This is a genomic window from Shewanella sp. SM87 (assembly GCF_025653705.1).
Classification (GTDB): domain Bacteria; phylum Pseudomonadota; class Gammaproteobacteria; order Enterobacterales; family Shewanellaceae; genus Shewanella; species Shewanella oncorhynchi.
The window spans coordinates 13,510-37,937 of the sequence record NZ_JAKKSC010000021.1 but is presented as its reverse complement, the minus strand read 5'-3'; the positions used below and the strand labels follow the sequence as shown (position 1 = coordinate 37,937).

At 45.4% G+C, this 24,428-nt stretch carries 20 protein-coding genes; 13 read left to right on the top strand and 7 right to left on the bottom strand.

The features are described from left to right. Positions 1-8 precede the first annotated feature (8 nt). The 4 genes from L5M11_RS16200 to mutM all read left to right on the top strand — a co-directional run bounded on the left by L5M11_RS16200 (position 9) and on the right by mutM (position 4,217). Positions 9-1,820: a bifunctional molybdopterin-guanine dinucleotide biosynthesis adaptor protein MobB/molybdopterin molybdotransferase MoeA gene (locus L5M11_RS16200; RefSeq protein ID WP_263192737.1), complete on the top strand. Its 1,812-nt coding sequence runs from the start codon at positions 9-11 to the stop codon at positions 1,818-1,820. A 16-nt stretch (positions 1,821-1,836) separates the two neighbouring features. Further along, positions 1,837-2,820, top strand: a complete 984-nt coding sequence (moaA, locus tag L5M11_RS16195) for a GTP 3',8-cyclase MoaA (RefSeq protein ID WP_263192735.1) — start codon at positions 1,837-1,839, stop codon at positions 2,818-2,820. A 90-nt stretch (positions 2,821-2,910) separates the two neighbouring features. Then, a complete protein-coding gene (locus L5M11_RS16190) occupies positions 2,911-3,366 on the top strand; it encodes a hypothetical protein (protein WP_263192734.1) in 456 nt (151 codons plus the stop codon). Between the two features lie 35 nt (positions 3,367-3,401). After that, entirely contained in the window at positions 3,402-4,217 is an 816-nt protein-coding gene (gene mutM, locus L5M11_RS16185; protein WP_263192732.1) for a bifunctional DNA-formamidopyrimidine glycosylase/DNA-(apurinic or apyrimidinic site) lyase, read from the top strand. Between the two features lie 72 nt (positions 4,218-4,289). Here the strand turns inward: mutM and L5M11_RS16180 are convergent, their stop codons facing one another. Together L5M11_RS16180 and coaD are read right to left on the bottom strand one after the other, a co-directional pair. Beyond that, positions 4,290-5,765: a capsule assembly Wzi family protein gene (locus tag L5M11_RS16180; protein WP_263192730.1), complete on the bottom strand. Its 1,476-nt coding sequence runs from the start codon at positions 5,763-5,765 to the stop codon at positions 4,290-4,292. Between the two features lie 90 nt (positions 5,766-5,855). Beyond that, positions 5,856-6,347, bottom strand: coding sequence for a pantetheine-phosphate adenylyltransferase (gene coaD, locus L5M11_RS16175; RefSeq protein ID WP_105250747.1), 492 nt, complete (start codon positions 6,345-6,347; stop codon positions 5,856-5,858). A gap of 282 nt (positions 6,348-6,629) precedes the next feature. Here coaD and L5M11_RS16170 point away from each other — a divergent pair, with 282 nt between their 5' ends. Both L5M11_RS16170 and L5M11_RS16165 read left to right on the top strand, forming a co-directional pair. Then, positions 6,630-7,700 (top strand): glycosyltransferase, encoded by a 1,071-nt coding sequence (locus tag L5M11_RS16170; protein ID WP_263186444.1) that lies wholly within the window; start codon positions 6,630-6,632, stop codon positions 7,698-7,700. A gap of 356 nt (positions 7,701-8,056) precedes the next feature. Next, a complete protein-coding gene (locus L5M11_RS16165; RefSeq protein WP_263192728.1) occupies positions 8,057-9,229 on the top strand; it encodes a glycosyltransferase family 4 protein in 1,173 nt (390 codons plus the stop codon). Between the two features lie 48 nt (positions 9,230-9,277). Here the strand turns inward: L5M11_RS16165 and L5M11_RS16160 are convergent, their stop codons facing one another. The 3 genes from L5M11_RS16160 to L5M11_RS16150 all read right to left on the bottom strand — a co-directional run bounded on the left by L5M11_RS16160 (position 9,278) and on the right by L5M11_RS16150 (position 12,604). Continuing rightward, entirely contained in the window at positions 9,278-10,360 is a 1,083-nt protein-coding gene (locus L5M11_RS16160) for a CDP-glycerol glycerophosphotransferase family protein (RefSeq protein ID WP_411569085.1), read from the bottom strand. Between the two features lie 24 nt (positions 10,361-10,384). Then, entirely contained in the window at positions 10,385-11,470 is a 1,086-nt protein-coding gene (locus tag L5M11_RS16155; RefSeq protein ID WP_263192724.1) for a glycosyltransferase, read from the bottom strand. Positions 11,471-11,560: 90 nt separating this feature from the next. Further along, positions 11,561-12,604 (bottom strand): glycosyltransferase family 9 protein, encoded by a 1,044-nt coding sequence (locus L5M11_RS16150; RefSeq protein WP_263186448.1) that lies wholly within the window; start codon positions 12,602-12,604, stop codon positions 11,561-11,563. 98 nt (positions 12,605-12,702) lie between these two features. Here L5M11_RS16150 and L5M11_RS16145 point away from each other — a divergent pair, with 98 nt between their 5' ends. Beyond that, complete coding sequence (locus tag L5M11_RS16145; protein ID WP_168826112.1) at positions 12,703-13,458, top strand: 3-deoxy-D-manno-octulosonic acid kinase; 756 nt, start codon at positions 12,703-12,705, stop codon at positions 13,456-13,458. A 26-nt stretch (positions 13,459-13,484) separates the two neighbouring features. Here the strand turns inward: L5M11_RS16145 and waaA are convergent, their stop codons facing one another. Then, positions 13,485-14,750, bottom strand: coding sequence for a lipid IV(A) 3-deoxy-D-manno-octulosonic acid transferase (waaA, locus tag L5M11_RS16140; protein WP_263186449.1), 1,266 nt, complete (start codon positions 14,748-14,750; stop codon positions 13,485-13,487). A gap of 200 nt (positions 14,751-14,950) precedes the next feature. Here waaA and L5M11_RS16135 point away from each other — a divergent pair, with 200 nt between their 5' ends. From L5M11_RS16135 to glpG, 5 genes are all read left to right on the top strand, one after another. Beyond that, entirely contained in the window at positions 14,951-15,598 is a 648-nt protein-coding gene (locus tag L5M11_RS16135) for a TetR/AcrR family transcriptional regulator (RefSeq protein WP_263186450.1), read from the top strand. Positions 15,599-15,884: 286 nt separating this feature from the next. Beyond that, positions 15,885-17,078, top strand: a complete 1,194-nt coding sequence (locus L5M11_RS16130; RefSeq protein ID WP_105250756.1) for a glycine C-acetyltransferase — start codon at positions 15,885-15,887, stop codon at positions 17,076-17,078. A gap of 11 nt (positions 17,079-17,089) precedes the next feature. Further along, entirely contained in the window at positions 17,090-18,115 is a 1,026-nt protein-coding gene (gene tdh / locus L5M11_RS16125; RefSeq protein ID WP_012090660.1) for an L-threonine 3-dehydrogenase, read from the top strand. Between the two features lie 101 nt (positions 18,116-18,216). After that, on the top strand, positions 18,217-18,522 hold the full coding sequence (gene glpE, locus L5M11_RS16120) for a thiosulfate sulfurtransferase GlpE (RefSeq protein ID WP_006084745.1): 306 nt from the start codon (positions 18,217-18,219) through the stop codon (positions 18,520-18,522). Next, complete coding sequence (gene glpG / locus L5M11_RS16115) at positions 18,519-19,364, top strand: rhomboid family intramembrane serine protease GlpG (RefSeq protein ID WP_263186451.1); 846 nt, start codon at positions 18,519-18,521, stop codon at positions 19,362-19,364. Before glpE ends, glpG begins: the two co-directional genes overlap by 4 nt. Before the next feature lie 75 nt (positions 19,365-19,439). On the opposite strand, the gene elbB is transcribed toward glpG, so the two are convergent. Then, the gene (gene elbB / locus L5M11_RS16110) at positions 19,440-20,102 is read right to left on the bottom strand and encodes an isoprenoid biosynthesis glyoxalase ElbB (protein WP_263192723.1); all 663 of its coding nucleotides are present in this window, start codon (positions 20,100-20,102) and stop codon (positions 19,440-19,442) included. 387 nt (positions 20,103-20,489) lie between these two features. Between elbB and polA the strand changes: the two genes are divergently transcribed. Next, positions 20,490-23,258 carry a DNA polymerase I gene (gene polA / locus L5M11_RS16105; RefSeq protein ID WP_263192722.1) on the top strand — a complete coding sequence of 923 codons (2,769 nt, stop codon included), beginning with the start codon at positions 20,490-20,492 and terminating at the stop codon, positions 23,256-23,258. The last annotated feature ends 1,170 nt before the right edge of the window (positions 23,259-24,428 follow it).

Below are 24,428 nucleotides of genomic sequence, written 5' to 3'. Positions count from 1 at the left end.
AGGTGCAAATGAGTAACCCCTTCGTCAATCCGCTCGCTATTCCCGTTCTCGGATTTTGTGCCTACAGTGGCACGGGGAAAACCACCTTACTCAAGCAATTGATCCCCGAATTAAATCAACGTGGCCTGCGCTTAGCCGTAATCAAACATGCCCACCATAATTTCGACGTAGATATTCCCGGCAAAGACAGTTACGAAATGCGTAAAGCGGGTGCGCGACAAATGCTGGTCGCCTCCCATGTACGCTGGGCGCTGATGACAGAAGATGCGCGCGATGGCGATCCTGAGTTAGTCCATTTACTCAAGCAAATCGAAGCCGACAAAGTCGATATCGTCCTCGTCGAAGGCTTTAAAAAGCTCGCATTACCTAAAATTGAATTGCACCGCGCCGCCCACGGCAAACCTTTTATCTACACCCAAGATGAGAATATCCTCGCCATCGCCTGTTGCGATGACACTCAGTTGCCAAACGACGCACTCCCGAATGAGCTGCGCCGTCTCGATCTCAACAATGTCAGCCAGATTGCCGATTTTGTGATGGAGTACGCCCAAAACTGGGAAGCGCCACTCCAATACCCCATTTCGGCCGTGGATACCTGCGCCATAGGCGACAACAAAAACCTTACCGTCAGCCAAGGTTTAGCGCAGATTTTATCCCATGTATCACCTGTGGCAGAGATTGAAGACATTGAGTTAGATGCCTTAGATAACCGCGTACTAGCCAGCGACAGCATTTCTCCCGTCAACGTGCCACAACAAACCAATTCGGCGATGGATGGCTACGCCTTTGTCTATCAAGACCCCATGCCTACCACCTTAAAATTGGTGGGAGAGGTTCTTGCCGGTCATCAATATTCGGCCACGCTTAAAGTCGGCGAAACCGTGCGTATCATGACGGGCGCAACAGTGCCTGCAGGTGCTGATACAGTGCAGCCCCGAGAGCTTGCCAAGGAAGTCGATGGCATTGTTAGCTTTGAAGGCCGCATTCTTTCTGGCCAACACGTTCGCCTCGCTGGAGAAGATATTGCTCAAGGCCAAGTCGCACTTACAAAAACCACTCGCCTAAGCGCCGCCGAACAAGGTTTACTGGCCTCACTCGGGCTCAATCACGTGAGTGTATATCGCCGCCCAACTGTTGCAGTATTCTCTACCGGCGATGAAGTGAGCCAGCCCGGCGAAGTGCTCAAAGCTAACTGCATTTATGACTCAAACCGCTTTACCATCAAAGCGATGGCAAAACGTCTCGGTTGTGACGTTATCGATTTAGGCATTATCGAAGATTCTGAAGCCGCCCTTGAAGCAACTCTCGCTAAAGCCGCCAACCTTGCCGATGTCGTCATTAGCTCGGGTGGTGTGTCTGTCGGCGATGCGGACTACATCAAAACCGTGCTTGCACGCCTCGGAAAAATTGATTTCTGGCGGATTAGCATGCGTCCGGGTCGGCCACTCGCCTTTGGTAAAGTGAATGACAGCTTATTCTTCGGGCTACCTGGCAACCCGGTCGCAGTCATGGTGTCTTTCCTGCAATTTGTGCAGCCCGCTTTACGAAAATTAGCAGGTGAAGTGAACTGGCAAGCGCAGCTATTCCCTGCAATAAGTGATGAAACTCTACGAAGCCGTCAAGGCCGCACCGAATTTATTCGCGGGATTTATCAGCTTGGTAAAGATGGACGCCTACACGTGAGTAGCACGGGCAACCAAGGTTCTGGGATGTTAAGTTCAATGGTTAAAGGGAATTGCCTCATCATCATAGGGGATGATGCAGAAGCCGTGAATGCAGGTGAAACTGTATTTATTCAACCCTTTGCGGATCTGCTTTAGGATCCAGTGAGTTTTTATGAGTCTAATTGTGGATTCCTTTGGCCGTAAGGTCGAATATTTACGGCTCTCGGTCACCGACCGCTGCGACTTTCGCTGTGTTTATTGCATGACGGAAGATCCCTGTTTTCTGCCAAAGGACCACGTACTCCACCTCGAAGAATTAGCTTGGATTGCCCAAGCCTTTACCGAGCTTGGTGTGACTAAAATTCGCCTGACCGGCGGTGAGCCCTTAGTTCGCACTGATTGCGACCAGCTAGTGGGTCTGCTTGGTAAACTGCCTGGGCTGACGGATTTATCCATGACAACTAATGGTTCAAGGCTGACAAAATTCGCTAAACCCATGTTTGATGCAGGATTAAAGCGCCTCAATATCAGCCTAGATACCTTAAACCCCACACTGTTTACTCAGCTAACGCGTAACGGCAAATTAGACAGAGTCATCGATGGTATTGATGCGGCTATTGCGGCGGGATTTGAACGTATCAAGATTAATGCGGTGATTTTAAAACAGCAGAACGATAATGAAGTTATTGATTTAGTTAATTTCTGCCGTGGCCGTAACTTAGACATCGCCTTTATCGAAGAAATGCCGCTTGGCGAAATGGATGAGCGGAAACGCGCCCGTCATTGCAGCAGCGATGAAGTAAAAGCCATCATCAATAGTCACTATCCGCTACAGCTTTCCAACAAACGTACCGGCGGCCCAGCACGTTATTACACTATGGCTGACAGCCCAATCCATATCGGCTTTATCTCGCCCCACAGCCACAACTTCTGCCACGAATGTAATCGCGTGCGCGTCACAGTCGAAGGCCAATTATTGCTGTGTTTAGGCAATGAACATGCCGTTGATCTCAAAAGCATAGTCCGGGAATTTCCGGCTGATATTGAAAGATTAAAAGTCGCTATTCTCGCGGGAATTAATCTCAAGCCTAAGCAACACGACTTTGGCAATAATGAGGTACAAATCCTACGCTTTATGAACGCCACTGGCGGTTAAGCATCACCACTCCATCGCTTAAGGGCTAGCATCTCAATTTGGCCGTGATAAACTCGAAGCATCACCCCATACTTAGCGTTACACATTTCTATGGCATTAACTCGTAAGCAATGGAATAACATCATCATAGTCGCCTGCGCCTTTATGGTCGCCGTGCTGACTTTTATGGATAACAAAACCAATAATGTTCCGAGTGATGCTCAGCGACTGTTTGACGATAATGCACCGCTTTCACAACTGCAACTCGACGGGTTATGGCTGCACAAGCAAGCATCACAATGGGAGTGCGACACTACAGTCCTCAACTGTGATGAGTGGGCAAAGGCGTGGCAAACCATACGGGTATCCCCCTTAACCGCCACGCCAGAAACCACAGATAATCCACAAGAATTAGTCATCCAGATTGCAGATATCCGCGATGCTCAACTGTGGACCTATTTTCCCAATGAAGGCGCCTTAAAGTCTCCCGCAGGTAATTGGTATTTAGTACCACCGAGTTTACGAGCTAAACTGCAACCGATCCTCGATGCGAAACCAGCAGCTTAATACCGCCCCATTTTACTTAAGATAAGAAAGAATCCATGCCGGAATTACCAGAAGTTGAAGTCACCCGTCAGGGTATTGCCCCCTACCTTGTCGAGCAAACCGTAGTTGATCTTGTGATCCGCAATGGCTCGTTGCGCTGGCCTGTGCCTGACATAGCCAAACAGATTATCGGCCAAGTTATACGCCAAGTGCGACGCCGTGCTAAGTATCTGTTAATCGACACTGACGCGGGCACCAGCATAGTGCATTTGGGTATGTCAGGGAGTTTACGGATTTTGCCCCACGACACGCCAGTGGAAAAGCATGACCATATCGACTTAGTGCTCGCCAACGGCCGCATTTTACGTTTTAACGATCCGAGACGATTCGGTGCTTGGCTATGGTGTGAACTCCCAGAAGAAGCGCATCCATTACTCGCCAAACTGGGGCCAGAGCCACTGACTAATGCTTTTAATGTCAAACAATTAGCAGCAGCTTTAACGGGCAAGAAAAAAGCGATCAAACTCTGCCTGATGGATAATCATATCGTAGTGGGTGTAGGCAATATTTACGCCAATGAAGCCTTGTTTGCGGCGGGCATTCATCCAGAGGCCGAAGCAGGTAAAATCGATATCGAGCGTTTGACCGTTTTAGTTGCAGAAGTGAAGCAAATCTTAGCCCACGCCATTAAACAGGGTGGCACCACGCTGAAAGACTTCACCAATGCCGATGGCAAGCCGGGCTACTTCGCCCAAAAACTGCATGTCTATGGTCGCGGCGGTGAAACCTGCACAAGCTGCGGTAACTTGCTGAGTGAAATCCGTTTAGGCCAGCGCACCACAGTATTTTGTGGCATTTGCCAAACACGCTAATATTGCGTTATTTATAAGCCAAAATGCCAAGCAAGTGCTTGGCATTTTTCGTTATTCAATCAATTATATCTGTCAAAAACGATACTCAAAACTGCTAAATAGCGTGGCATTGGTATCATTTTCTTGAACTTCAAACTCCGATCTCGATACTGTTCCACCTAAGCTCCACATACCTTTCCACACAGGCATACGGTAAGAAAGCTCCAGCATCAATAAATCTTCTTTTGGCGGTTGTGGTGCCCAAGTGTTCGCTACATTGGAGCCATCTTTATTCAGCTTCGCATAACGCAGCAACGAGGTAAAACCACGGCTGTTATTAAACTGGCCAACTAATCCAACCACAAACACTTGTGCATCACTATCATAGGTAGAACCCAAAGCACGACCATAGTAGCGAGCACCACTCAGATAGACAGGATCCTCATAGAAACAATTGGCACTATCACCATCGCATTTTACATAGGTGTCCGAATATTCCATGAACAACTTAAACTGCTTACCCGATGTGCCAAAATGGGTATCAATACCCCAAAGTGAGCCGCAGTCACTACCATTTTCACAACTATGTTCGAGATATAATCCAACGGGGATATCCTGCAAAGTATCGGCATAACGCATATCAATACTTTGAGTTCTGTGGCCTGCATCGCGGCGCTCATTCGGCGCACAATCATTTGTACCATCGATACAAACAGCATTACTCGCAACCGAATCCCACCAAGAGTCAAAGTTACAATCTTGGCCCTCACCACAAAATAAGGTCGACCAAGACAATCCCACTTCTAACTGTTTAATCGGTCTTGCACTTAAGCGCATATCCCACTCCGCCGTCTTAGGCACAGCACGATCCACTTCAGTTAAGCTAAATCCGGTTTTAAAGGTCCAAGGGCCAATCCAAGATAACCAAGGTGTTTCAAAAGCCGCGGCATTGTTACGGCTCAAGGTTAACGATGACATAGGGCGGGCGTTATTAGAACGATGTAGAGCCGAGTCAAACCCCGGTCCCCACCACTGCTCAACCGCGCCTAAGGTTGCGATCCAATTGCCAAAAATGATGGCAAAATAAGACTCATCAAGGCGGAAATTTTTATTATCTTGCGGATCATAGGTTTCTGCCACAGTCGCCTTATAAGCAACACGCGATCCTAAATACTCGTAGGAGCCCAGCACTTCACCTTTCTCGCGATAGTCAGAACCATAATGTTGAAAGCGAGCAGGATCAGATGCTGCCGATACTTTTATCCGTGCATTACCACGATTATCGACAGCATTTTGATAATAAAAATTAACCCGTGCAAAGGCTTGTACTAAAGAAGGAGAAAGCAGCTCAGGCTCAATTTTCGCTAAATCACCACCAATGCCTGACCACATCAATGGATAAGTATTCACTGGCACAGTGATAACACCCGCATCAGCAAGTGCTTGAATGTCAGCTCTAAGATATATATCAGAGGCATCGACCCAAGGTGCAGCAGCAAGCATTGAAGAAAAAAATAGGCCAGAGGCAATGCTAGTAGCAAGGATCGTGGGGGAAAAAAAAGCCTTCATAACATCCTTTTAAGTATCATCACAAGGCAACAATGCCTCAAAGTTAACACAAAACTCCTACGTAAAAACTATCTAGTTCGCAGGTAAAATCTAAGGTTTAACCAACTTAAGCTTTGCCGCCAATGCAGCCGTTACTTCAGGGTGAACAAACTGGCTCACATCGCCACCATGCAAAGCGACTTCCTTTACTAAGGTTGAAGAGATAAAAGAATTCTCCTCAGCGGGCGTTAAAAACACGCTTTCCAGATCAGGGCTCAATCTGCGATTCATATTTGCTAATTGGAATTCATATTCAAAGTCGGATACCGCGCGTAAGCCACGCACAAGTACACTGGCCTTTTGCTCCTTGGCAAAATCCACTAGCAACCCCGAAAACCCCACCACCTCGACATTATCCAAATGAGCAGTTACCCGATTGACCAATTCAACTCGCTCTTCAAGGGTGAATCTAGGCTGCTTGGAAGGATTAGCCGCAATGCCAATCACCACATGTTTAAACAGTTTAGCCGCACGCTCAATCAAGTCGGCATGACCATTGGTGATAGGATCAAATGTCCCTGGGTAAATTGCTCTAGTATGCACTTTGCTGACTCAACTCACATGGATGCCAAAAATCATTGCTCGCCAGTCTACTCGTTTTAGCCAAGCGAGTGAATAATCGCAGCAAAAACGACTTTAAATACCGATAAAAAGCTTCAAAATAAGCAAGAACGCTATTGATTAAGCCCATGTAAAGGCACGAACAGGTATAATGTTGCACGAAATTAAAACCGACCACATACAATGTTGCTCCCCTATTTAACGATATACACTGAGCAGTGTTAGGTTTAAAAACGACGTTTGAAGACACGCAGAAGAGCATATATGAAGAAAATCGCGATTTTTTGCCATAACTTTTTCTCCAACGGCACAGTGAAAGTCGCCTTGTCGCAGGCAGAAGTGTTACAGGAAGCAGGACAAGATGTGCATTTATTTGTGTTTCACAGGGAAGGCGATTTTATACCTCCGCAAAATGTGACCATTCATTATCTGTTTGAAGCGGGTCAAAAACCTTCGCTACAGGAGCAGATACAACAACTCAAAGCTAAAGTGAGCGCCGCCGAAAAAACGGGCAAGTTTTCACTCTTTCTAAGTAATTCAACTGACTGCGATGTTGTTGTTTCCGGCTGTCATTTCGATCCTTGCTACTACTTCTGTCATTGTGCGTTAAAACAAGAGTTATTGATGGAGTTAAAACGCGGTCCAGTACACTTCTGGCGCAGATGGAAAAAAGCCAAGGCCCTGATCGGCAAAAAAATCATCACAGTCTCAAATGGTATTGCCGACGAACTCAGAACCACTTCTTGGTTAAAACCCCAGAGCGTGCAAACCATCTACAACCCTTTTCGCTTAGAAGAAATAAAAATTAAGACTCAAGAAGTCATCGCCGAAATTCCCAATGAGCCTTATATGATCCATGTGGGTAGAGTCACTCGTCAAAAGCGCCATGACATTCTCTTCAAAGCATTGAGGGATATGCCGACAGCACCTAAACTCGTGCTTCTCTGTAATCGACCAAATAAAGCGCGTAAATTAGCCAAAAAATACGGTGTTGAGCACCGAATTATCACGCCCGGTTTTCAACATAATCCCTATGCTTGGATTGCCAACGCAGAATTAATGCTACTGAGCTCAGATTTTGAAGGCTTACCAACGGTAGTCATTGAGTCATTGGCCTGTGGCACCCCCGTCGTAAGCACTGACTGCCCTCACGGCCCGAATGAAATCCTTACCGGACATTTAGCTAAATATTTGGTTCCCGTTCGCCAACCTGCATTGTTGGCACAAAAGGCTCTGGAATGTCTGGCATCGCCTCCATCGCTTGAAGACCTTGCTATTCTTAAAGCCGTAGATAGTCAAAATATTGCAAAGCAATATTTGAACTTAGCCGAATAAATATCTTTATACGGTAAAAAGTAGAAACTCTATTGAATATAAGTAGAGTTTCTACTTAACCTCCAACACCTGTTACACTCTGATACAGTATGACAGCTCATTTGAATTAGCCCCTGAAAACACAATGCATTAACAAATGCATCAAACAAAGAGTGATAACACACAGAAATACAATACATTTAGCCTGTATAATTACTATTATTGAACATCGATAAAACAGTTTATTATAAGGTTAACCATTCTGTATTTATGAATAAATAAATTCATTGATAGTCTATTTGAAAAATATCAAAATACTTCCCATCAAATAATTCTGCCTAAGTAGAATTAGCAATAAATGATTTTTTGGGGTAGTAATGAGTAAGCTTAAAGTGGCTTTATTAGTTGATGAGTACTTTGGTGGTACAGGCACAGTGTATGGTGGATACGGTTTTCTAGCACGCCACTTAATCGCCAAACACTTACCCAACGAAAATATTGAAGTAGAAGTGCTCATTAAGAAAGACTGCAGCAAACAAAGATTAATACCTCGTCGTTATATGATCGATGGTATTAAAGTTTATCGCTTAGCTGCTAAGTTTATGGATTTCCTTAACATTAGGTTTCTGAAAAAGAAGAATTACGATATATTTCTGTCAATAGAAATGACAACCCACTCATATCGCATTCTAAAAACCATCCCCAATATTGATAAAAAACTCCTATTTTGGGTTCAAGATCCAAGACCTGATTATGAATGGGATGAAATTAATACCGTAAAACTTTTCCCTGAGAAAAGTTATTGGGACAGTAATATTTATCAGTTTGTTCATGACCTTTGGGCGGCAGGGAAAGTCTCATTTATTTCTCAGGCACGCTTTTTAGATCGTAAAGCCAGGGACCTCTACAATCTCGACAACAAGACAGAAATCAAATATTTACCCAATCCTATCGAGATCGATCATAATTTCGATGTAGAAGCACACCCGAAGAAAAATCACATTATCTTTCTGGGACGAATTGAGTCAGTCAAACGTGGTTGGTTATTTTGCGAGATAGCTAAACTGATGCCTGAATATGAATTTTTCATGCTAGGTCAGTCATTTAGGCAGTCAAAGAAAAATCAGTCCATCATGAATGACTACCTAAATATTCCCAACCTACATTTTGTAGGGCATGTAGAAGGCGATCGAAAAAACCAGCTAATCAAAGATGCTAAAATTTTAGTCAACACTTCAATTCACGAAGCTCTACCTATTTCTTTCTTAGAAGCGTTATCTTATGGCACCCTTCTCGTCAGTTGCCGTGACCCCGACGAGCTGACGAGTCAATTTGGCGTATTTACAGGTACAGTGCTCGGAGATGGTTTTGATAAAGTCGATTTATTTGTCAATGGTATACGCCATCTGATGGAAAACGAACAACTAAGACAAGAACTCGCGGTTAAGGCAGTTAACTACATCAAAGCCAACCACAGTATTGAAGATTTCCAGAAAAATATGCAAGAAATCATCTTTAAACTGGTTGAAGAAACGAAACTGCAAGGCTAACAAAATGGGCCGATATTGAAATATCGGCCCATAAGTAACGACAACTAGCTAAAACAACTTCCAATAACCTAGCTTGCGCCGCATCTTAAAATGGCGCAACAAGTTCAATGGTTTAGGTTTTAGCCAATCAGTGCCTTTATCAATCAAAGCATCTGTTGCGGCTAAAACTCGCTGGCTAGATTGACCATCGCCCGTAGGGTGAATTTGATTGCAATAATCATGGATGTGCGCCATCAAATCATCAGGACGACTCAGTGCTCGCGTTAATGCAGATTCAATATCCTCAACCCGACTGATATCGATTAAATGATCTTTCGGTGACTGATTTTTAAAGGTCACCACTGGTTTTCGCTGCATTAAAAACATCAACAGAATCGATGAAGTGTCACACAACATCACATCCCCCGCCTGCAGCAAAGGGATCACATTATCAGTTTCAACAAACTGTAAATTCTCGTTTTCTAAAGCCTTGTACTGCTCAACAATCTTAGGATTCATCTTTGGATGAAATTGCACTAACCAGCGCCATTGGCTCTTTTGCGACAGGGCTTTAATCTGCTCAAATACTACAGGTGCGCAGGTCAAACTTGGGGAAAATGTTGAGCAAAAGAGTACTACTGGCCTTGGGTCATCAGCTTTGATATAGGGATTATCTTTATTCTCAAGAAATAGGGGGTCGAGCGCAGGCCATCCCGTTTCAACTACAGTAAAAGTACCAAACTTTTTCTCTAGTTTCAGAAAGGGCAGAGTCGTCGCAGGGCCTTGGGTACAATACAAATCAAAACAATCTCTGATTTCGAAGTGATCTTCTCGGCCCTTATGATTCATTTTACCCGCATTAAATCCATGGAATACGCCCACTTTAACCCCAGGAATAAAATGAGGGACAACGTTCCCAGGGACGAATACCGCATCTGGTTTCCACGCTTTCACAGCATCAATGCTCTGCAAGCGCAGTTCATCGGTTTTTAAAAACTTAGGATTGACCTCATTTCCCTCTAAGAACCAGCTAACCTCATCACCTCTTTCCAAAATGACTTGTTGAAGTGGCCTTAACATCGCATAGGAATAGTTTTGCGCTATGTAAAATAAATAACGTCTTTTGGCTTGTTTGGCTTCTTCCACAAGCATGCTCCTAAAACACAAACGGATAAATTATTTTGCCAACGCTAAATATTGTTCGGCAATTAAGGTCGCATCGACTTTGGCCAAAATCTCAACCTGCTCGAGGGATGGCGGCAAGCTAACAACCTCGTCTATAATTTTAGCTAACGCTTTGGGATCACGACGCGGCACGAGATAAGGCACTAAATTACCCGTTAAAATCTCACTGGGTCCATGTGGGCAATCAGTGCTCACAACAGGAGTCCCACAAGCTAAAGATTCAATCAAGACTGTCGGTAAACCTTCAAAATCAGAGCTGAGCACTAATGCCTTAGCCTGCTTAATCCATGGAAAAGGATTACTTTGAAAACCGGGAATAATTAATCGCTTTTCAATACCAAACTTTTTCGCTGCTTTTATCGCTTTTTTGTGGTTATGGCACAAGAGCACGACAGGAAGTTGATTTTGCGTGAGCTTGAGGGCTTCAAACAACACATCATGGCGCTTTTGCTTAGCAAAACGACCGACATGAATAAGATAATCTCCCTGAGGGATTTGCGGATTATCTTGCTGTGATTGAGATGTGATTTCGTTAAATTCAAATGGATTATAGATAGTTTGCATAGATGCTGGATGCAAACGACCTTTATCTTTAATCTCCTTTGCTATGCCATTTGAGACAGTAATCAAATGCTGGCCATTGAGCGCTTTTTTGGATTTTAGCTTCTTGAAATAAGCAAACGGTCCCAGTTTAAATTGGCGGCTCAACTCTTCTTCTACAGAAGAATGGACTATGACATAAAGCGGTGAAACACCAGTTTTGGTCATCATTAAATTGGTTTTATCTAAATTTGATAAAAACAAATCAAACTTGCCCACTTGAGATTCAATTTCCGCGATTTTTGCGCTGAGTTTGTTAACCGAAGCATTCAATCGCCCAAAATGGTCGAAATCTTTATCCTTAGGGGCAAAACATTGATGAATGGGTAAGTCATCTGGGATTTCATAATAGCGATTATCTTCCATAACTAAAAAATGCGGCTCATGCCCTAAGCGAATAAATTGCTTGGCTAAGGTAATCATGACCTTTTCGGCTCCGCCACCCGCTAAACTGTCAATGGCAATGGCTATCCGCATGATTTATCTCCTAAACGATATTCTGAATACAAACCGCTAACGCAGCGATACATCAAGAGTGCTGAACAAGAATGCTGATACTAACAAGCCTTAACTGAGTGTCTGCTGAACCACCAGATCAAACTTCTCAATCACAGCTTCAACACTGATCAAAGACATCAAATGCTCGCCTTTGGCGCGAGTTCCCCACTTAATTTGTCCACTATGTTGCGATCTCATGGCCTTATCATAGGCACTCACCACATATTGCTGCGATAGGTAAGGACCTGTGCGCCCAGGATTGGAATGGGCATATAAACCGATCACCGGAGTACCTTGGGTCACCGCCATATGCGCAGGGCCAGTATCCGGAGCTAACACTAAGCTTGCGCGTTTTAGCAGGGCCAATAATTGCGTCAGACTGGTTTTGCCCACTAAATTATCGATTTTAGAGGGACAAGCCTGCAAAATTTGCTCTGCTAAATCCTTCTCAAGTTGAGTTGGGCCACCGCAAAGCATGACTCTAAATCCTTTCGCAATCGCATGGCTCGCAACGGCGGCATAGCGCTCTGGTAACCAGTTACGTTCAGCCTTACTGGCTGCAGCGCAAATGATAAAGACTTTTTCATTGTCTTTAATCTGCGTCTGGGCAAATTCAGTATCCGCAATTGGCACAGGAATATGCCATTGAGGAGTGAGATCGTTAACGCCAATCACCTTAGCGAATCCCATAAATCCTTCGAGCACATGGGGATTTGCCAAGGGCTCCACCCTGTGATTTGTCACTAGCCACTGACCTTCTTTAGCGCGGGCACCATCAAAGCCTATGCGCACCTTTGCCGAAATGGCTAATGAAGCCAAGGTTGCACGTAGCGCAACTTGCATATGCAGCAGCACGTCAAAACGTCGGCCTTTTAAGGCCTTACGCAAATTAAAATAACTGCGCCATCCTTGAGATTTATCGAAAATAACAAACTCAATGCCGGGTAAATGCTTCAACAATTGATATTCGAGTTTACCGATCACCCATGTGATTTTGAGCTCGGGATATTGTCGCTGAATCGCCTGCACCATAGCCACGGCATGACAGACGTCACCGATAGCGGATAAGCGAAGCAAACAAAGAGAATTCATGGTATTGGGATTTAAACTCATTGGGATTGAAGCTAAAAGCTCTTAAGGTTATTTGGCGCAAGCTAAGGATCTTAATGTAGAATGGCCCTAGGTGCCACGCTTAAGTCAACAAATCTCCGATGAATGCTCAGATACAGCTCATAAAAACCGCCCAAGGTCACATGGCAGTTTGCCAAGATACGCCAACAGATATCGATCCCGCGTGGTTCTCGGTGGATTTTTGGCGGGCTAAAAATGCTGTCGTAGGTTCATCCAAAGGCCGCTACACCACTTGGTTTGTGGCATTTGAGCACAGTCATTGGGTATTGCGTCATTATTGGCGTGGCGGCTTAATGGAGAAATTCAGCAAAGATGCTTACGTTTATACTGGCCTCGAAAATACCCGCGCCATGGGTGAGTTACGCTTATTAGACATTTTGTATCGCGAAGATTTTGCTGTACCTAAACCGATTGCCGCCAACATAGTGCGCGATGGATTATTTTACCGCGCCGATATCATTATCGAACGGGTCGAAGGCGCCGAAGATTTAGTCGCTAAACTCGGCAAAGGGGTCATGAGCACTGAGCAATGGCAAGCATTGGGAGCAACTATCGCCCAATTCCACCAGCGTGGTGTGTACCACGCCGACCTTAATGCCAAGAATATTCTGTTCCAGCCCGCGCAAACTGAACCCTTAACGCCAGAACGGTTTTATCTTATCGATTTCGACCGCGGCGAGTTAAAAACACCGAGCCCGCAATGGCAGCAATCGAATCTAGATAGACTTTTACGTTCCTTCAATAAAGAACAAGGCAAGTTACCAAACCTTGCCTTCACCGCTGATAACTGGTCATCACTGATGCAGGGCTATCAAGCGGCGATGCAAAGCGCCTGAACCACTAAAAAAATTATCCAGTTGAATTAAGCGGTTATTAAAGATTGCGCGAGAAGAAATTGTCGTTGCAAGGCACCACGATTAGCCTCAACCACAGCCAATCCCGCGTTCACCGCCTGCAGGCGTAACTCAGGTTTAGCAAAATACTCAATCAAGTTAGCGGCAAGTTCATCCGCCGAAGCGACAACCCTTAACCCACCAGCATCCGCCAACATCTGCGTAATTTGGGCAAAGTCCCAATGGTTCGGCCCCACCATAACAGGCACGCCCATAGCAACAGGCTCCAAGGGATTATGGCCACCATTATTGATCAGCGTGCCACCGACAAAGGCCTGATCCGCCGCGCCATAAAAGGTCAGAAGTTCACCCATGGTATCGCCTACCAGCACTTGAGTCGTGGCCGTCACATTTTTATTGTCACTACGACGAGCCCATTCAAAACCTTGGCCCGCGACAACATCGGCGACGGCATTAAACTGCTCTGGATGACGCGGCGCTATGATCAGCAAGGCATCGGGCCACTGAGCCAATAATTGTCTATGGGCTATGAGCATGGCGGCAAATTCCCCAGGATGCACACTACCCGCCACCCAAATAGGCGAAACTTCTCGTCCCCAAGCCTGACGCAGCTGCTTGGCATGGGCCAAACGTTCTGGCGTAATACTGAGATCAAACTTCAAGCTACCGCATACTGTCACTCTGTCCTGCGATACACCTAACTCGATAAAACGCTGGGCTTCCACTTGAGTCTGCACCGCAATAACATCGAGTCGTTGCAACATAGGCCGACTGAGTTTAGAACGCTTAGCATATTGCGCCGCCGACTTGGCCGATAGACGAGCATTGGCCAACATCAAGCGCACACCTCGCTTGGCTGCTAAGGCAACTAAGTTAGGCCACAGCTCGGTTTCCATAATGATGCAGGATTTAGGTGACACTTGGCGCAAGAAACGCCCCACACACCAAGGTAAGTCAAAGGGCAAATAGCAATGCTGCACTGAGTCACCGAGGGCTTTTTTCACTTCGGCGGAGCCCGTTGGGCTAGTTGTAGTAACCGTCATACTCAGCTCGGGATGGGATTGCTGAATCAAGCGGATCAATGGGATTGCTGCGAGCGTTTCGCCCATAGACACAGAATGGATCAATAAATCTGTCGATTTGAGTCGAGTTAAGCCAAAACGCTCCCCCCACCGCCCACGGTAATCCGGACTCTTGATGGCTCGAAAGGCTAAATACCCTATCAGCAAGGGGGATAATAAATATAAGATCGCGGAATAAAGAAAACGATTCATTAAAAACATACTTATGGGTTTTGCCTGATGAATGGCGGCAATGTTAGCATAATAGCCATCGTATTGAATTTTTGTTCGTTCAGCGAAAATACGAGGATGTATAGAAACTTAAATTAGGGATAATTTACCAGCAGTTTGGCGGTCGTTGGTTAGCTTTCTTTGATCTATGATGTAGCGTTCACTAGCAATTTGGATAACTTATGAAAACCCGCGACAAAATAATCTATGCCAGCTTAGAACTATTCAATGAGCACGGTGAAAGAAGCATCACGACTAATCATATTGCCGCTCATTTAAATATGAGTCCCGGGAATCTTTATTATCACTTCCGCAATAAAGAAGACATTATCCGCTCTATTTTCAGCTTGTATGAAAACCACCTCGAATCCGGTTTTCAACCCTATGAAGATAGGCAAGTCGACGTCGAACTGTTAATTGGCTACTTCGATGCCATGTTTTACACCCTTTGGCAGTTCCGTTTCATGTATGCCAATCTCGCCGATATTCTCGCCCGTGATGAAGAGTTGAAACAGCGTTATCTACACGCCCAACAACAGGTATTAACGCGCTCGAGCCATGTACTGCATAAACTCAAACAAGATGGTTTTTTAAGTGTCGATACCGACAAAATCACCCAACTGGCGGATACCATTAAGATGATCGTCAGCTTTTGGATTGGCTACCAACTCACTCAGTCCAGCACGTCGACCATCACTAAAGCCACTCTCTATGAAGGCGTGTTAAGGGTGTTGATGATTTTCAAAGCCTATGCAACCCCGACTTCCGTTGCGACTTTTACTCGCCTAGAGCAACATTACCACGCGCTAGCGAGTCAAGAATCCCTATAACATCATCCCAAACGCCTATGTTGGGAACTCGCATTCGGAACTAAACTCAAAGCAATTATAGTACTGAGTGCGAACCCGTTTTCGCTCTACAACGCTTAAAAGAATACTCAGTCAAACAGTGGCAAACTTATGTTGCACATTAGTTTTTATAATGTAAAAACCACTTTAGCCCTAAACTAGTTTATCTTGCGAACCTGCATGAAAAAAAGGCTGTAGGCCGATTAGGTTTAGAGTTAGAATGCCGCCACTCCCAAAATCAGAATAAAGTTAACTAAGGAGATATCAGGTGGCCTCTACCTCATTCTACGCACAGATTAATCAACAGCTTGCAGACATCAAAGCCGAAGGCTTATATAAAAGCGAGCGTGTTATTGCCTCACCACAACAGACTGCCATTCAAGTTAATCACCAAGAAGTTGTTAACTTTTGTGCTAACAATTACTTAGGCCTAGCCAATCATCCCGAACTGATTAAAGCCGCCCAACAGGGTTTAGACAGCCACGGCTTTGGTATGGCATCAGTACGTTTTATTTGCGGTACCCAAGACATACATAAAAAGCTAGAAGCTAGCCTGAGCGAATTCCTCGGCACTGAAGACACCATTCTGTACTCTTCTTGTTTCGATGCAAACGCTGGTCTGTTCGAAACCTTGTTAGATGCAGAAGACGCCATCATCTCCGATGCGCTCAACCATGCTTCTATCATCGACGGTGTACGTTTATGTAAAGCGAAGCGTTTCCGTTATGCCAACAACGACATGGCCGATTTAGAAACTCAGCTGATCGCCGCGAAAGAAGCTGGCGCACGTAACATCTTGATCGCCACCGACGGCGTATTCTCGATGGACGGCGTGATTGCTAACCTGCAAGGCGTATGTGATTTAGCCGATAAATACGGCGCACTAGTGATGGTCGATGACTCTCACGCGGTAGGTTTTATCGGCGCAAACGGCCGTGGCACCCACGAATATTGCAATGTGATGGACAGAGTCGACATCATCACAGGCACCTTAGGCAAAGCCTTAGGCGGCGCATCGGGCGGTTTCACTTCGGGTAAAAAAGAAGTCATCGACTGGTTACGCCAGCGTTCACGTCCTTACCTGTTCTCTAACTCATTAGCACCATCAATCGTGACGGCATCTATCCATGTGTTAGAAATGCTCAAATCAGGCCAAGCCCTGCGCGAAGCCGTATGGGAAAACAGCCGTTATTTCCGTGAGCAAATGTCAGCAGCTGGCTTTACCTTAGGCGGCGCAGACCACGCGATTATCCCAGTGATGATTGGTGATGCTAAACTGGCGGGCGACTTTGCTAACCGCTTATTAGCAGAACATATTTATGTTATTGGCTTCTCGTTCCCTGTGGTTCCTAAGGGACAAGCCCGTATCCGTACGCAAATGTCAGCGGCACATACTCGTGAGCAACTCGACAAAGCGATCACCGCCTTTACCCGTATTGCCAAAGAAATGGGCATTATTTAGGACTTAAGACAATGAAAGCACTAAGCAAGTTAAAAGCCGAAAAAGGTATTTGGTTAGTCGATGCGCCTAAGCCAGTGATGGGCCACAACGATCTGCTGATCAAAATTAAAAAAACGGCGATTTGTGGCACCGACATGCACATCTACAACTGGGACGAATGGTCACAAAAAACCATTCCAGTCCCTATGGTTGTTGGTCATGAATATGTAGGTGAAGTGGTTGATATCGGCCAAGAAGTTCGTGGTTTTAAGATTGGAGACCGCGTGTCTGGCGAAGGTCATATTACCTGTGGCCACTGCCGTAACTGCCGCGCAGGCCGCACCCATTTATGCCGTAACACCTCTGGCGTGGGTGTCAATCGTGAAGGTTCATTTGCAGAATACTTAGTTATCCCCGCCTTTAACGCCTTTAAAATCCCTGATGATATCAGCGATGATTTAGCCTCAATCTTTGACCCGTTTGGTAACGCTGTGCACACAGCATTATCCTTCGATTTAGTCGGTGAAGACGTGTTGATCACCGGCGCAGGTCCCATCGGCATAATGGCGGCCGCAGTATGTCGTCACGTAGGTGCTCGCCATGTGGTGATCACCGACGTCAACGAATACCGCTTAGAACTGGCCCGTAAAATGGGCGCCACGCGCGCTGTGAACGTGTCAAAAGAAAACCTAAAAGACGTGATGAAAGAACTGGGCATGACCGAAGGTTTCGACGTTGGATTAGAAATGTCTGGCGTACCATCGGCCTTCCACGCCATGTTAGATACCATGAACCACGGCGGCAAAGTCGCTATGCTCGGTATTCCAAGTGGTGAAATGGCCATCGACTGGAGCAAAGTGATCTTCAAAGGTTTGGTCATTAAAGGCATCTACGGCCGTGAAATGTTCGAAACTTGGTACAAGATGGCCAGTCTTATCCAATCAGGCTTAGATATTTCACCTATCATCACTCACCACTTCAAGATTGATGATTTCCAACAAGGTTTCGACGCTATGGGCTCGGGCCAATCGGGTAAAGTGATCCTCAGCTGGGATTAATCCTGCAGAGCATTACCTAGATAGGGGCTGTACACTCGCAGCCCCTTGTTGCACACTTATCCCATCTTGATTTCCATCTCTTAGCTTTGTCAGGTTTTATTATGTCTTCCTTTAAACACTTAAGCGTTAATCAATTGCTGCAAATGACCGAAGCACAGCCAGTGCAAATCGTCGATATCCGCGATGGCAATAGCTTCACCAACGGCCATATTGCAGGTGCAACTAACCTGAATAACGAAAACCTAGCGCAATTTATTAGCCAAGCCGATATGGATAGCCCACTCGTGGTGGTTTGTTACCACGGCATGAGCAGCCAAAATGCGGCGCAATATTTATGCGAACAAGGTTTTGATGACGTTTACAGCCTAGACGGCGGCTATAGCGCCTGGCATGAGGCGAATGCATGATAGAAATTGGCAGACTCCCCAACAGCAGAGCCGCGCAGGCATTTGTCGATTACCTCAAAGGGGAAGACATTGACTGCCAAATTGAGCCGCTGGTTCAGGGTGTTGCCATTCTGGTTATCCATGACAAAGATGTAGAGCAAGCACGCAAAGAGTTTGCCCACTTTATTGCTCACCCTTACGACAATAAATATCTGCAAGCCTCGTGGGAACACGGCGATACCCAAACCAAACTCGATTATGGTGCCCCTTCGCTGCAGTTGTTCACCCAATTCATTACCGGCGCAGGCCCAGTCACGTTGATCGTTTTTGCGGTTTGCGTACTCATTTTTGCGGCGATGAACTTAGGATTCGCCAACCAAACCTACGAAGCACTGTCCTATTTTGGGGCAGTACCTCATTCAGAGTTCAGCCAATTCTGGCGTGTTTTTACCCCGAGCCTGCTGCATTTTTCCGCCATGCACGTCATCTTTAACTTACTGTGGTGGTGGTATTTAGGTGGCAAAATCGAAACCCGTATCGGCACGGCTCCCCTGCTGATTTTACTGTTAGTGGCGGGCACACTGCCAAACGTCATCCAATACTATATCAGTGGACCTAACTTCGGCGGCTTGTCCGGCGTAGTGTACGCCGTCGTCGGTTACACTTGGATCATGGGTATACGTAAACCCGCAGTTGGAATAGATTTCCCACCATCATATATGGGCTTTATGATGATATGGTTGGCATTGGGATTCACAGACATTCTAGGGGTTTCGGTTGCTAATGGTGCCCACATTGGCGGCTTACTCATAGGTTTAGCCCAAGGTTTATTTGATAGCCGCAAATCCTCGAGCTCAATCTAATATTGTGAACCAAGATAAATCCTGAAATTTATCTTGGTTCAATGACTCGCTTCACTCCTCTACAAACCGCTCAAACTAACTCTGATCAGTCATTTCTAGTAGCTTAACGACTAGCTTCTCGATGCCTGAATGCGCCTCAGCAATATTACCAGCCAACATATAAGCGGGAGTGCTGACAATGCGATTCGCTTCATCCACGACTATCTCATGTACTGTCGCAACTTGATGCTCACCGCCCATCAAATTAAACGCTGCGACAGTATCGCTATCATTACCAATAGTGCCTTTTACACCGTGGGGATATAAACGCGGGATCATCATAGGAGCAATACAGATAAAACCAACGGGCTTTTTCGCCAAAATGAACTCATTGATAAAATCAGTCACCAGCGGTTCCACTTCACACTCACTGCCATTCGTCGCAAAGTTACACAGATTTTTCGCCGCACCAAAACCACCGGGAATGATCAAGGCATCAAATTCGGCGATATCTAATTCTGTGGTCGCTTTGACTTCGCCACGGGCGATACGTGCCGACTCCACCAGCACGTTACGACTTGCAGCAGCATCGACCTCACCAGTGAGATGATCTACTACATGCATCTGTTTGATATCTGGTGCAAAACACTGGTAGAGAGCCCCTGATCGGGATAAGCATAAAAGCGTTAAAACCGATTCATGTATCTCAGTTCCATCGAAAACACCACATCCACTCAGTAACACTGCGACTTTTTTCATTAAAAATATCCTTCTTATGTCATTAAGTTTTAACAAACCATAAACAAACTAGTTGATCTGATTAAAAATCGTGCTAACTTAATTCGTCGAATCTGACGAGTGCCGAAAATTAAGCCAATCCTTAGATGTATTTTACGGAGTCAATAAAAAATCCACAAATTGGGAAGATTTTTTAAGAAACAGTATTGAACTCACACAAATCTTTTATAAACATAAAAAACAACAACTTAAAAAAATCGCACTAAGCCGTAATCATCGCCATTATTCTCAGTTGACTTTTTCACTCACAGACTTATCCACAGGCTGGGAGTCATTTTGCCATGGCTGAAATAGTGCTTCTGTGGCATGCTTAGCGCCATCTAAGTCATCGATAAACGAAAAATACCTATGCCAACCGTCGCTAAAAACCCACTTGTGCTTGTGGATGGATCTTCTTATTTGTATCGCGCTTATTATGCGCCTCCTCACCTGACAAACTCAAAGGGCGAAGCAACGGGTGCCGTTTATGGCGTAGTGAATATGTTGCGCAGCTTGTTGACCCGTTATCAACCAAGCCATATCGCAGTCGTGTTCGATGCCAAGGGAAAAACCTTCCGCAATGACATGTACAGCGAATACAAAGCACAGCGCCCACCTATGCCTGATGATCTACGTTCGCAAATCGAACCCTTGCATCGCATTATTCGCGCACTAGGTTTACCACTGATTTCGATTTCCGGCGTCGAAGCCGATGACGTGATCGGTACTATTGCCCGCCAAGCCAGCTTAGAAAACCGTGCCGTGCTTATCAGCACAGGCGATAAAGACATGGCCCAGTTAGTGGATGAGAACGTTACGCTCATCAACACCATGACAGACACCATAATGGGCCCAGATGAAGTCGTCACCAAATTTGGTGTCGGTCCAGACCGTATCATAGATTTACTCGCGCTGATGGGCGACAAGGCCGACAACATTCCAGGCTTACCCGGCGTAGGTGAGAAAACGGCGCTCGCTATGCTCACGGGAGCCGGCAGTGTGAGTAACTTATTAGCGGAACCCGAAAAAGTCGCCGAGCTCGGCTTTAGAGGTTCTAAAACCATGGCGGCAAAAATCATTGAAAATGCCGACATGCTCAAGCTTTCTTACGAACTCGCCACCATCAAAACCGATGTCGAACTTGAGCAAGATTGGCACGAACTCACTCTCATGCCAGCAGACAAAGATGAACTGATCAAATGCTACGGCGAGATGGAGTTTAAACGTTGGTTAGCTGAAGTCTTAGATAATAAAATGACGGCAAATACCTCAATTGATGCGGCATCCACAGAAACGCAAGAAGACTCATCTCCAGTCGAAGCGATTGAAACACAGTACGACTGCATTCTCACCGAAGCCGAATTAGACACTTGGATTGCTAAGCTTAAACAAGCCGACTTAATGGCAGTCGATACTGAGACCACCAGCTTAGATTACATGGTGGCCGAATTAGTCGGGATTTCCTTCGCCGTTGAGACAGGAAAAGCCGCTTATCTTCCTTTGACCCACGATTACGTTGGTGCACCGACTCAAATCGATAAAACGGTCGCGTTAGAAAAACTGCGTCCGCTGCTTGAGGATCCAAAGATCAAGAAAGTCGGTCAAAATCTTAAGTACGACATCAGTATCTTAGCCAATGCAGGGATCAAACTACAGGGCGTCGCTTTCGACACTATGCTCGAATCCTATGTTTTCAACTCAGTGGCTTCGCGCCATGATATGGATGGTTTAGCGCTCAAGTACTTAGGCCATAAGAATATCAGCTTTGAAGAAATCGCCGGTAAAGGTGCAAAACAGCTGACCTTCAACCAAATTCCACTGGAAACGGCTGCGCCTTATGCGGCCGAAGATGCCGACATCACACTGCGTTTACACCAACATTTATGGCCAAGACTCGAGAAAGAAGCCGAACTTGCCGCCATGTTTACCGGAGTCGAATTACCGCTAATCCAAGTATTGTCGGACATTGAACGTCAAGGGGTATTAATCGACAGTATGTTACTTGGCCAACAGAGCGATGAACTGGCGCGTAAAATCGATACCTTAGAAGAAAAAGCCTACGACATTGCTGGTGAAAAATTCAATCTTGGTTCACCTAAGCAGCTGCAAGTCTTGTTTTATGAAAAGCTAGGTTATCCGATCACCAAAAAGACCCCAAAGGGTGCGCCATCGACCGCGGAAGAAGTATTAGTCGAATTAGCCTTAGATTTCCCACTGCCAAAGGTGATCCTCGAGCATCGAAGCCTATCTAAGTTAAAGAGCACTTACACCGATAAGCTGCCACTGATGGTCAACGCCAAAACGGGTCGCGTACACACTAGCTATCATCAAGCTAATGCGGCAACAGGTCGCTTATCGTCAAGCGAACCTAACCTGCAAAATATTCCGATTCGCACCGAAGAAGGTCGCCGTATTCGCCAAGCCTTTATCGCCCCTGCAGGCCGTAAAATTTTGGCCGCAGACTACTCGCAAATCGAACTACGGATCATGGCCCATTTATCCCAAGATGCAGGCTTACTCAAAGCCTTCGCCGAGGGCAAAGACATTCATAGAGCCACTGCTGCAGAAGTATTTGGTACCGACTTTGATGAAGTCACCACAGAACAACGCCGCCGTGCCAAAGCGGTTAACTTCGGCTTAATTTATGGCATGTCAGCCTTTGGTTTGGCGCGTCAGCTTGATATCCCACGCCATGAAGCACAAACCTATATCGATACCTACTTTGCCCGTTATCCTGGCGTATTACGTTATATGGAAGAAACGCGCGCGGGTGCTGCTGACTTAGGTTATGTGTCGACTCTGTTTGGTCGTCGCCTCTACTTGCCCGAAATCCGTGATCGTAATGCGATGCGCCGCCAAGGTGCTGAACGTGCTGCGATTAACGCGCCAATGCAAGGTACGGCTGCCGACATCATCAAAAAGGCCATGATCAATATTGCGCAGTGGATCAAGACAGAAACCCAAGGCGAAATCACTATGATCATGCAGGTTCACGATGAATTAGTGTTTGAAGTCGATGCGGATAAAGCAGAGGCACTTAAAAAGACAATCTGCACCTTGATGGCGCAAGCAGCTAATCTCGATGTTGAACTGCTTGCCGAAGCAGGCATTGGTGATAACTGGGATGAAGCCCACTAATCTCAGTAATATCCAGAACAGCACTATCAATATGATTTAAATGAAAATAAAGCTAATCTGACTTCAATATTTTGAGCTCAGATTAGCTCTCTCCCGTCTTAATCATCTTTAAGCACATCAATACTGAATCCCTTTTATTACTGTGCGCAAATTATCCTTTCACAATACAAATCAGACCATTAAGTTAAGAAAAACTGCATCGGCAGCACAATGTATGACTCTCAACGAAGTAATCTCGATTCCGCACGTATTAGACCATCAAGTTCGGCGCAACTTAACTGGCGACATAATGTATGACTCACAGCCAAACAATCTGTATTCCGAACACGCGAGTTCGTTAAGCGCTGCGCAACCAAACATTCCTTACCCCACAAACACTAGAGCATTAAGTACGATGCAACTTCATCGGTAGCAACATGCATAACTCACTACCAAACAATCTTTACCTGATTCATTTAGCAGTAGAGCTCATCGATACACTGCCGCAGCAGATGGAGACTCAAGGGTGTGATTACACGAATCGAAACGGTGTTAAAGCCAGCTATATATACTCAAAAGTGTCATAACGGTTGTTCTCTCACGCGTACACTAAAACATTAAGCCGGATTTAGAGTAAAAACATTAAATCTCAAATATTGATCTCTTTTGTATATAAATTTCGGATTACCCCGCTAAATCAGCCGATTAAGCATTTTTAATGAAATTTTAAGATCAATTTAAGATGCTTTTTCACTCACAACCTGAGATCAAGCGCACATAATTACCTCTTTTTTGAAAAAACTGTTTTCCATTTAAAGATAAATGGAGTAATATTCTCTGCGTAGGGTACAGAGGTTAAGATGTTCTATCTTTCAGACCTTTATTTCACTTATAGTGATGAGCCAAATTCTGGCGCCTCAGCAACTTGTTTGCTGAGGCTTTTTTTTGCTCTTTTTTCAGACTTTAGGTAAATTTTAGAGTATTTACTTTAATAAAAAGTAAATTGGCTGTATGCTAGTTTCATTGAGAACCATTGAAGCTAATTTGGTGGTGCTTGAGTCTTGTTGAATTTAGCTTCTCCCCAAAAGAGCTAATATTTTTGGCCGGTGACACTGTCATCGGCTATTTTTTTGCCTGAAATTGACGAAAAGTTAATAGGGATAAAAGCTTAACAAGAGGGAAAGATAAGGA

What these genes read in the sequence shown, in the direction of transcription:
- L5M11_RS16190 (WP_263192734.1), top strand. Translation starts at nt 2,911, where the DNA reads ATGGCATTAACTCGTAAGCAATGGAATAACATCATCATAGTCGCCTGC.
- moaA (WP_263192735.1), top strand. Translation starts at nt 1,837, where the DNA reads ATGAGTCTAATTGTGGATTCCTTTGGCCGTAAGGTCGAATATTTACGG.
- L5M11_RS16155 (WP_263192724.1), bottom strand. Translation starts at nt 11,470, where the DNA reads ATGCGGATAGCCATTGCCATTGACAGTTTAGCGGGTGGCGGAGCCGAA.
- L5M11_RS16160 (WP_411569085.1), bottom strand. Translation starts at nt 10,360, where the DNA reads ATGCTTGTGGAAGAAGCCAAACAAGCCAAAAGACGTTATTTATTTTAC.
- L5M11_RS16170 (WP_263186444.1), top strand. Translation starts at nt 6,630, where the DNA reads ATGAAGAAAATCGCGATTTTTTGCCATAACTTTTTCTCCAACGGCACA.
- L5M11_RS16135 (WP_263186450.1), top strand. Translation starts at nt 14,951, where the DNA reads ATGAAAACCCGCGACAAAATAATCTATGCCAGCTTAGAACTATTCAAT.
- glpG (WP_263186451.1), top strand. Translation starts at nt 18,519, where the DNA reads ATGATAGAAATTGGCAGACTCCCCAACAGCAGAGCCGCGCAGGCATTT.
- mutM (WP_263192732.1), top strand. Translation starts at nt 3,402, where the DNA reads ATGCCGGAATTACCAGAAGTTGAAGTCACCCGTCAGGGTATTGCCCCC.
- L5M11_RS16180 (WP_263192730.1), bottom strand. Translation starts at nt 5,765, where the DNA reads ATGAAGGCTTTTTTTTCCCCCACGATCCTTGCTACTAGCATTGCCTCT.
- glpE (WP_006084745.1), top strand. Translation starts at nt 18,217, where the DNA reads ATGTCTTCCTTTAAACACTTAAGCGTTAATCAATTGCTGCAAATGACC.
- elbB (WP_263192723.1), bottom strand. Translation starts at nt 20,102, where the DNA reads ATGAAAAAAGTCGCAGTGTTACTGAGTGGATGTGGTGTTTTCGATGGA.
- L5M11_RS16165 (WP_263192728.1), top strand. Translation starts at nt 8,057, where the DNA reads ATGAGTAAGCTTAAAGTGGCTTTATTAGTTGATGAGTACTTTGGTGGT.
- L5M11_RS16145 (WP_168826112.1), top strand. Translation starts at nt 12,703, where the DNA reads ATGAATGCTCAGATACAGCTCATAAAAACCGCCCAAGGTCACATGGCA.
- tdh (WP_012090660.1), top strand. Translation starts at nt 17,090, where the DNA reads ATGAAAGCACTAAGCAAGTTAAAAGCCGAAAAAGGTATTTGGTTAGTC.
- waaA (WP_263186449.1), bottom strand. Translation starts at nt 14,750, where the DNA reads ATGAATCGTTTTCTTTATTCCGCGATCTTATATTTATTATCCCCCTTG.
- L5M11_RS16150 (WP_263186448.1), bottom strand. Translation starts at nt 12,604, where the DNA reads ATGAGTTTAAATCCCAATACCATGAATTCTCTTTGTTTGCTTCGCTTA.
- L5M11_RS16200 (WP_263192737.1), top strand. Translation starts at nt 9, where the DNA reads ATGAGTAACCCCTTCGTCAATCCGCTCGCTATTCCCGTTCTCGGATTT.
- polA (WP_263192722.1), top strand. Translation starts at nt 20,490, where the DNA reads ATGCCAACCGTCGCTAAAAACCCACTTGTGCTTGTGGATGGATCTTCT.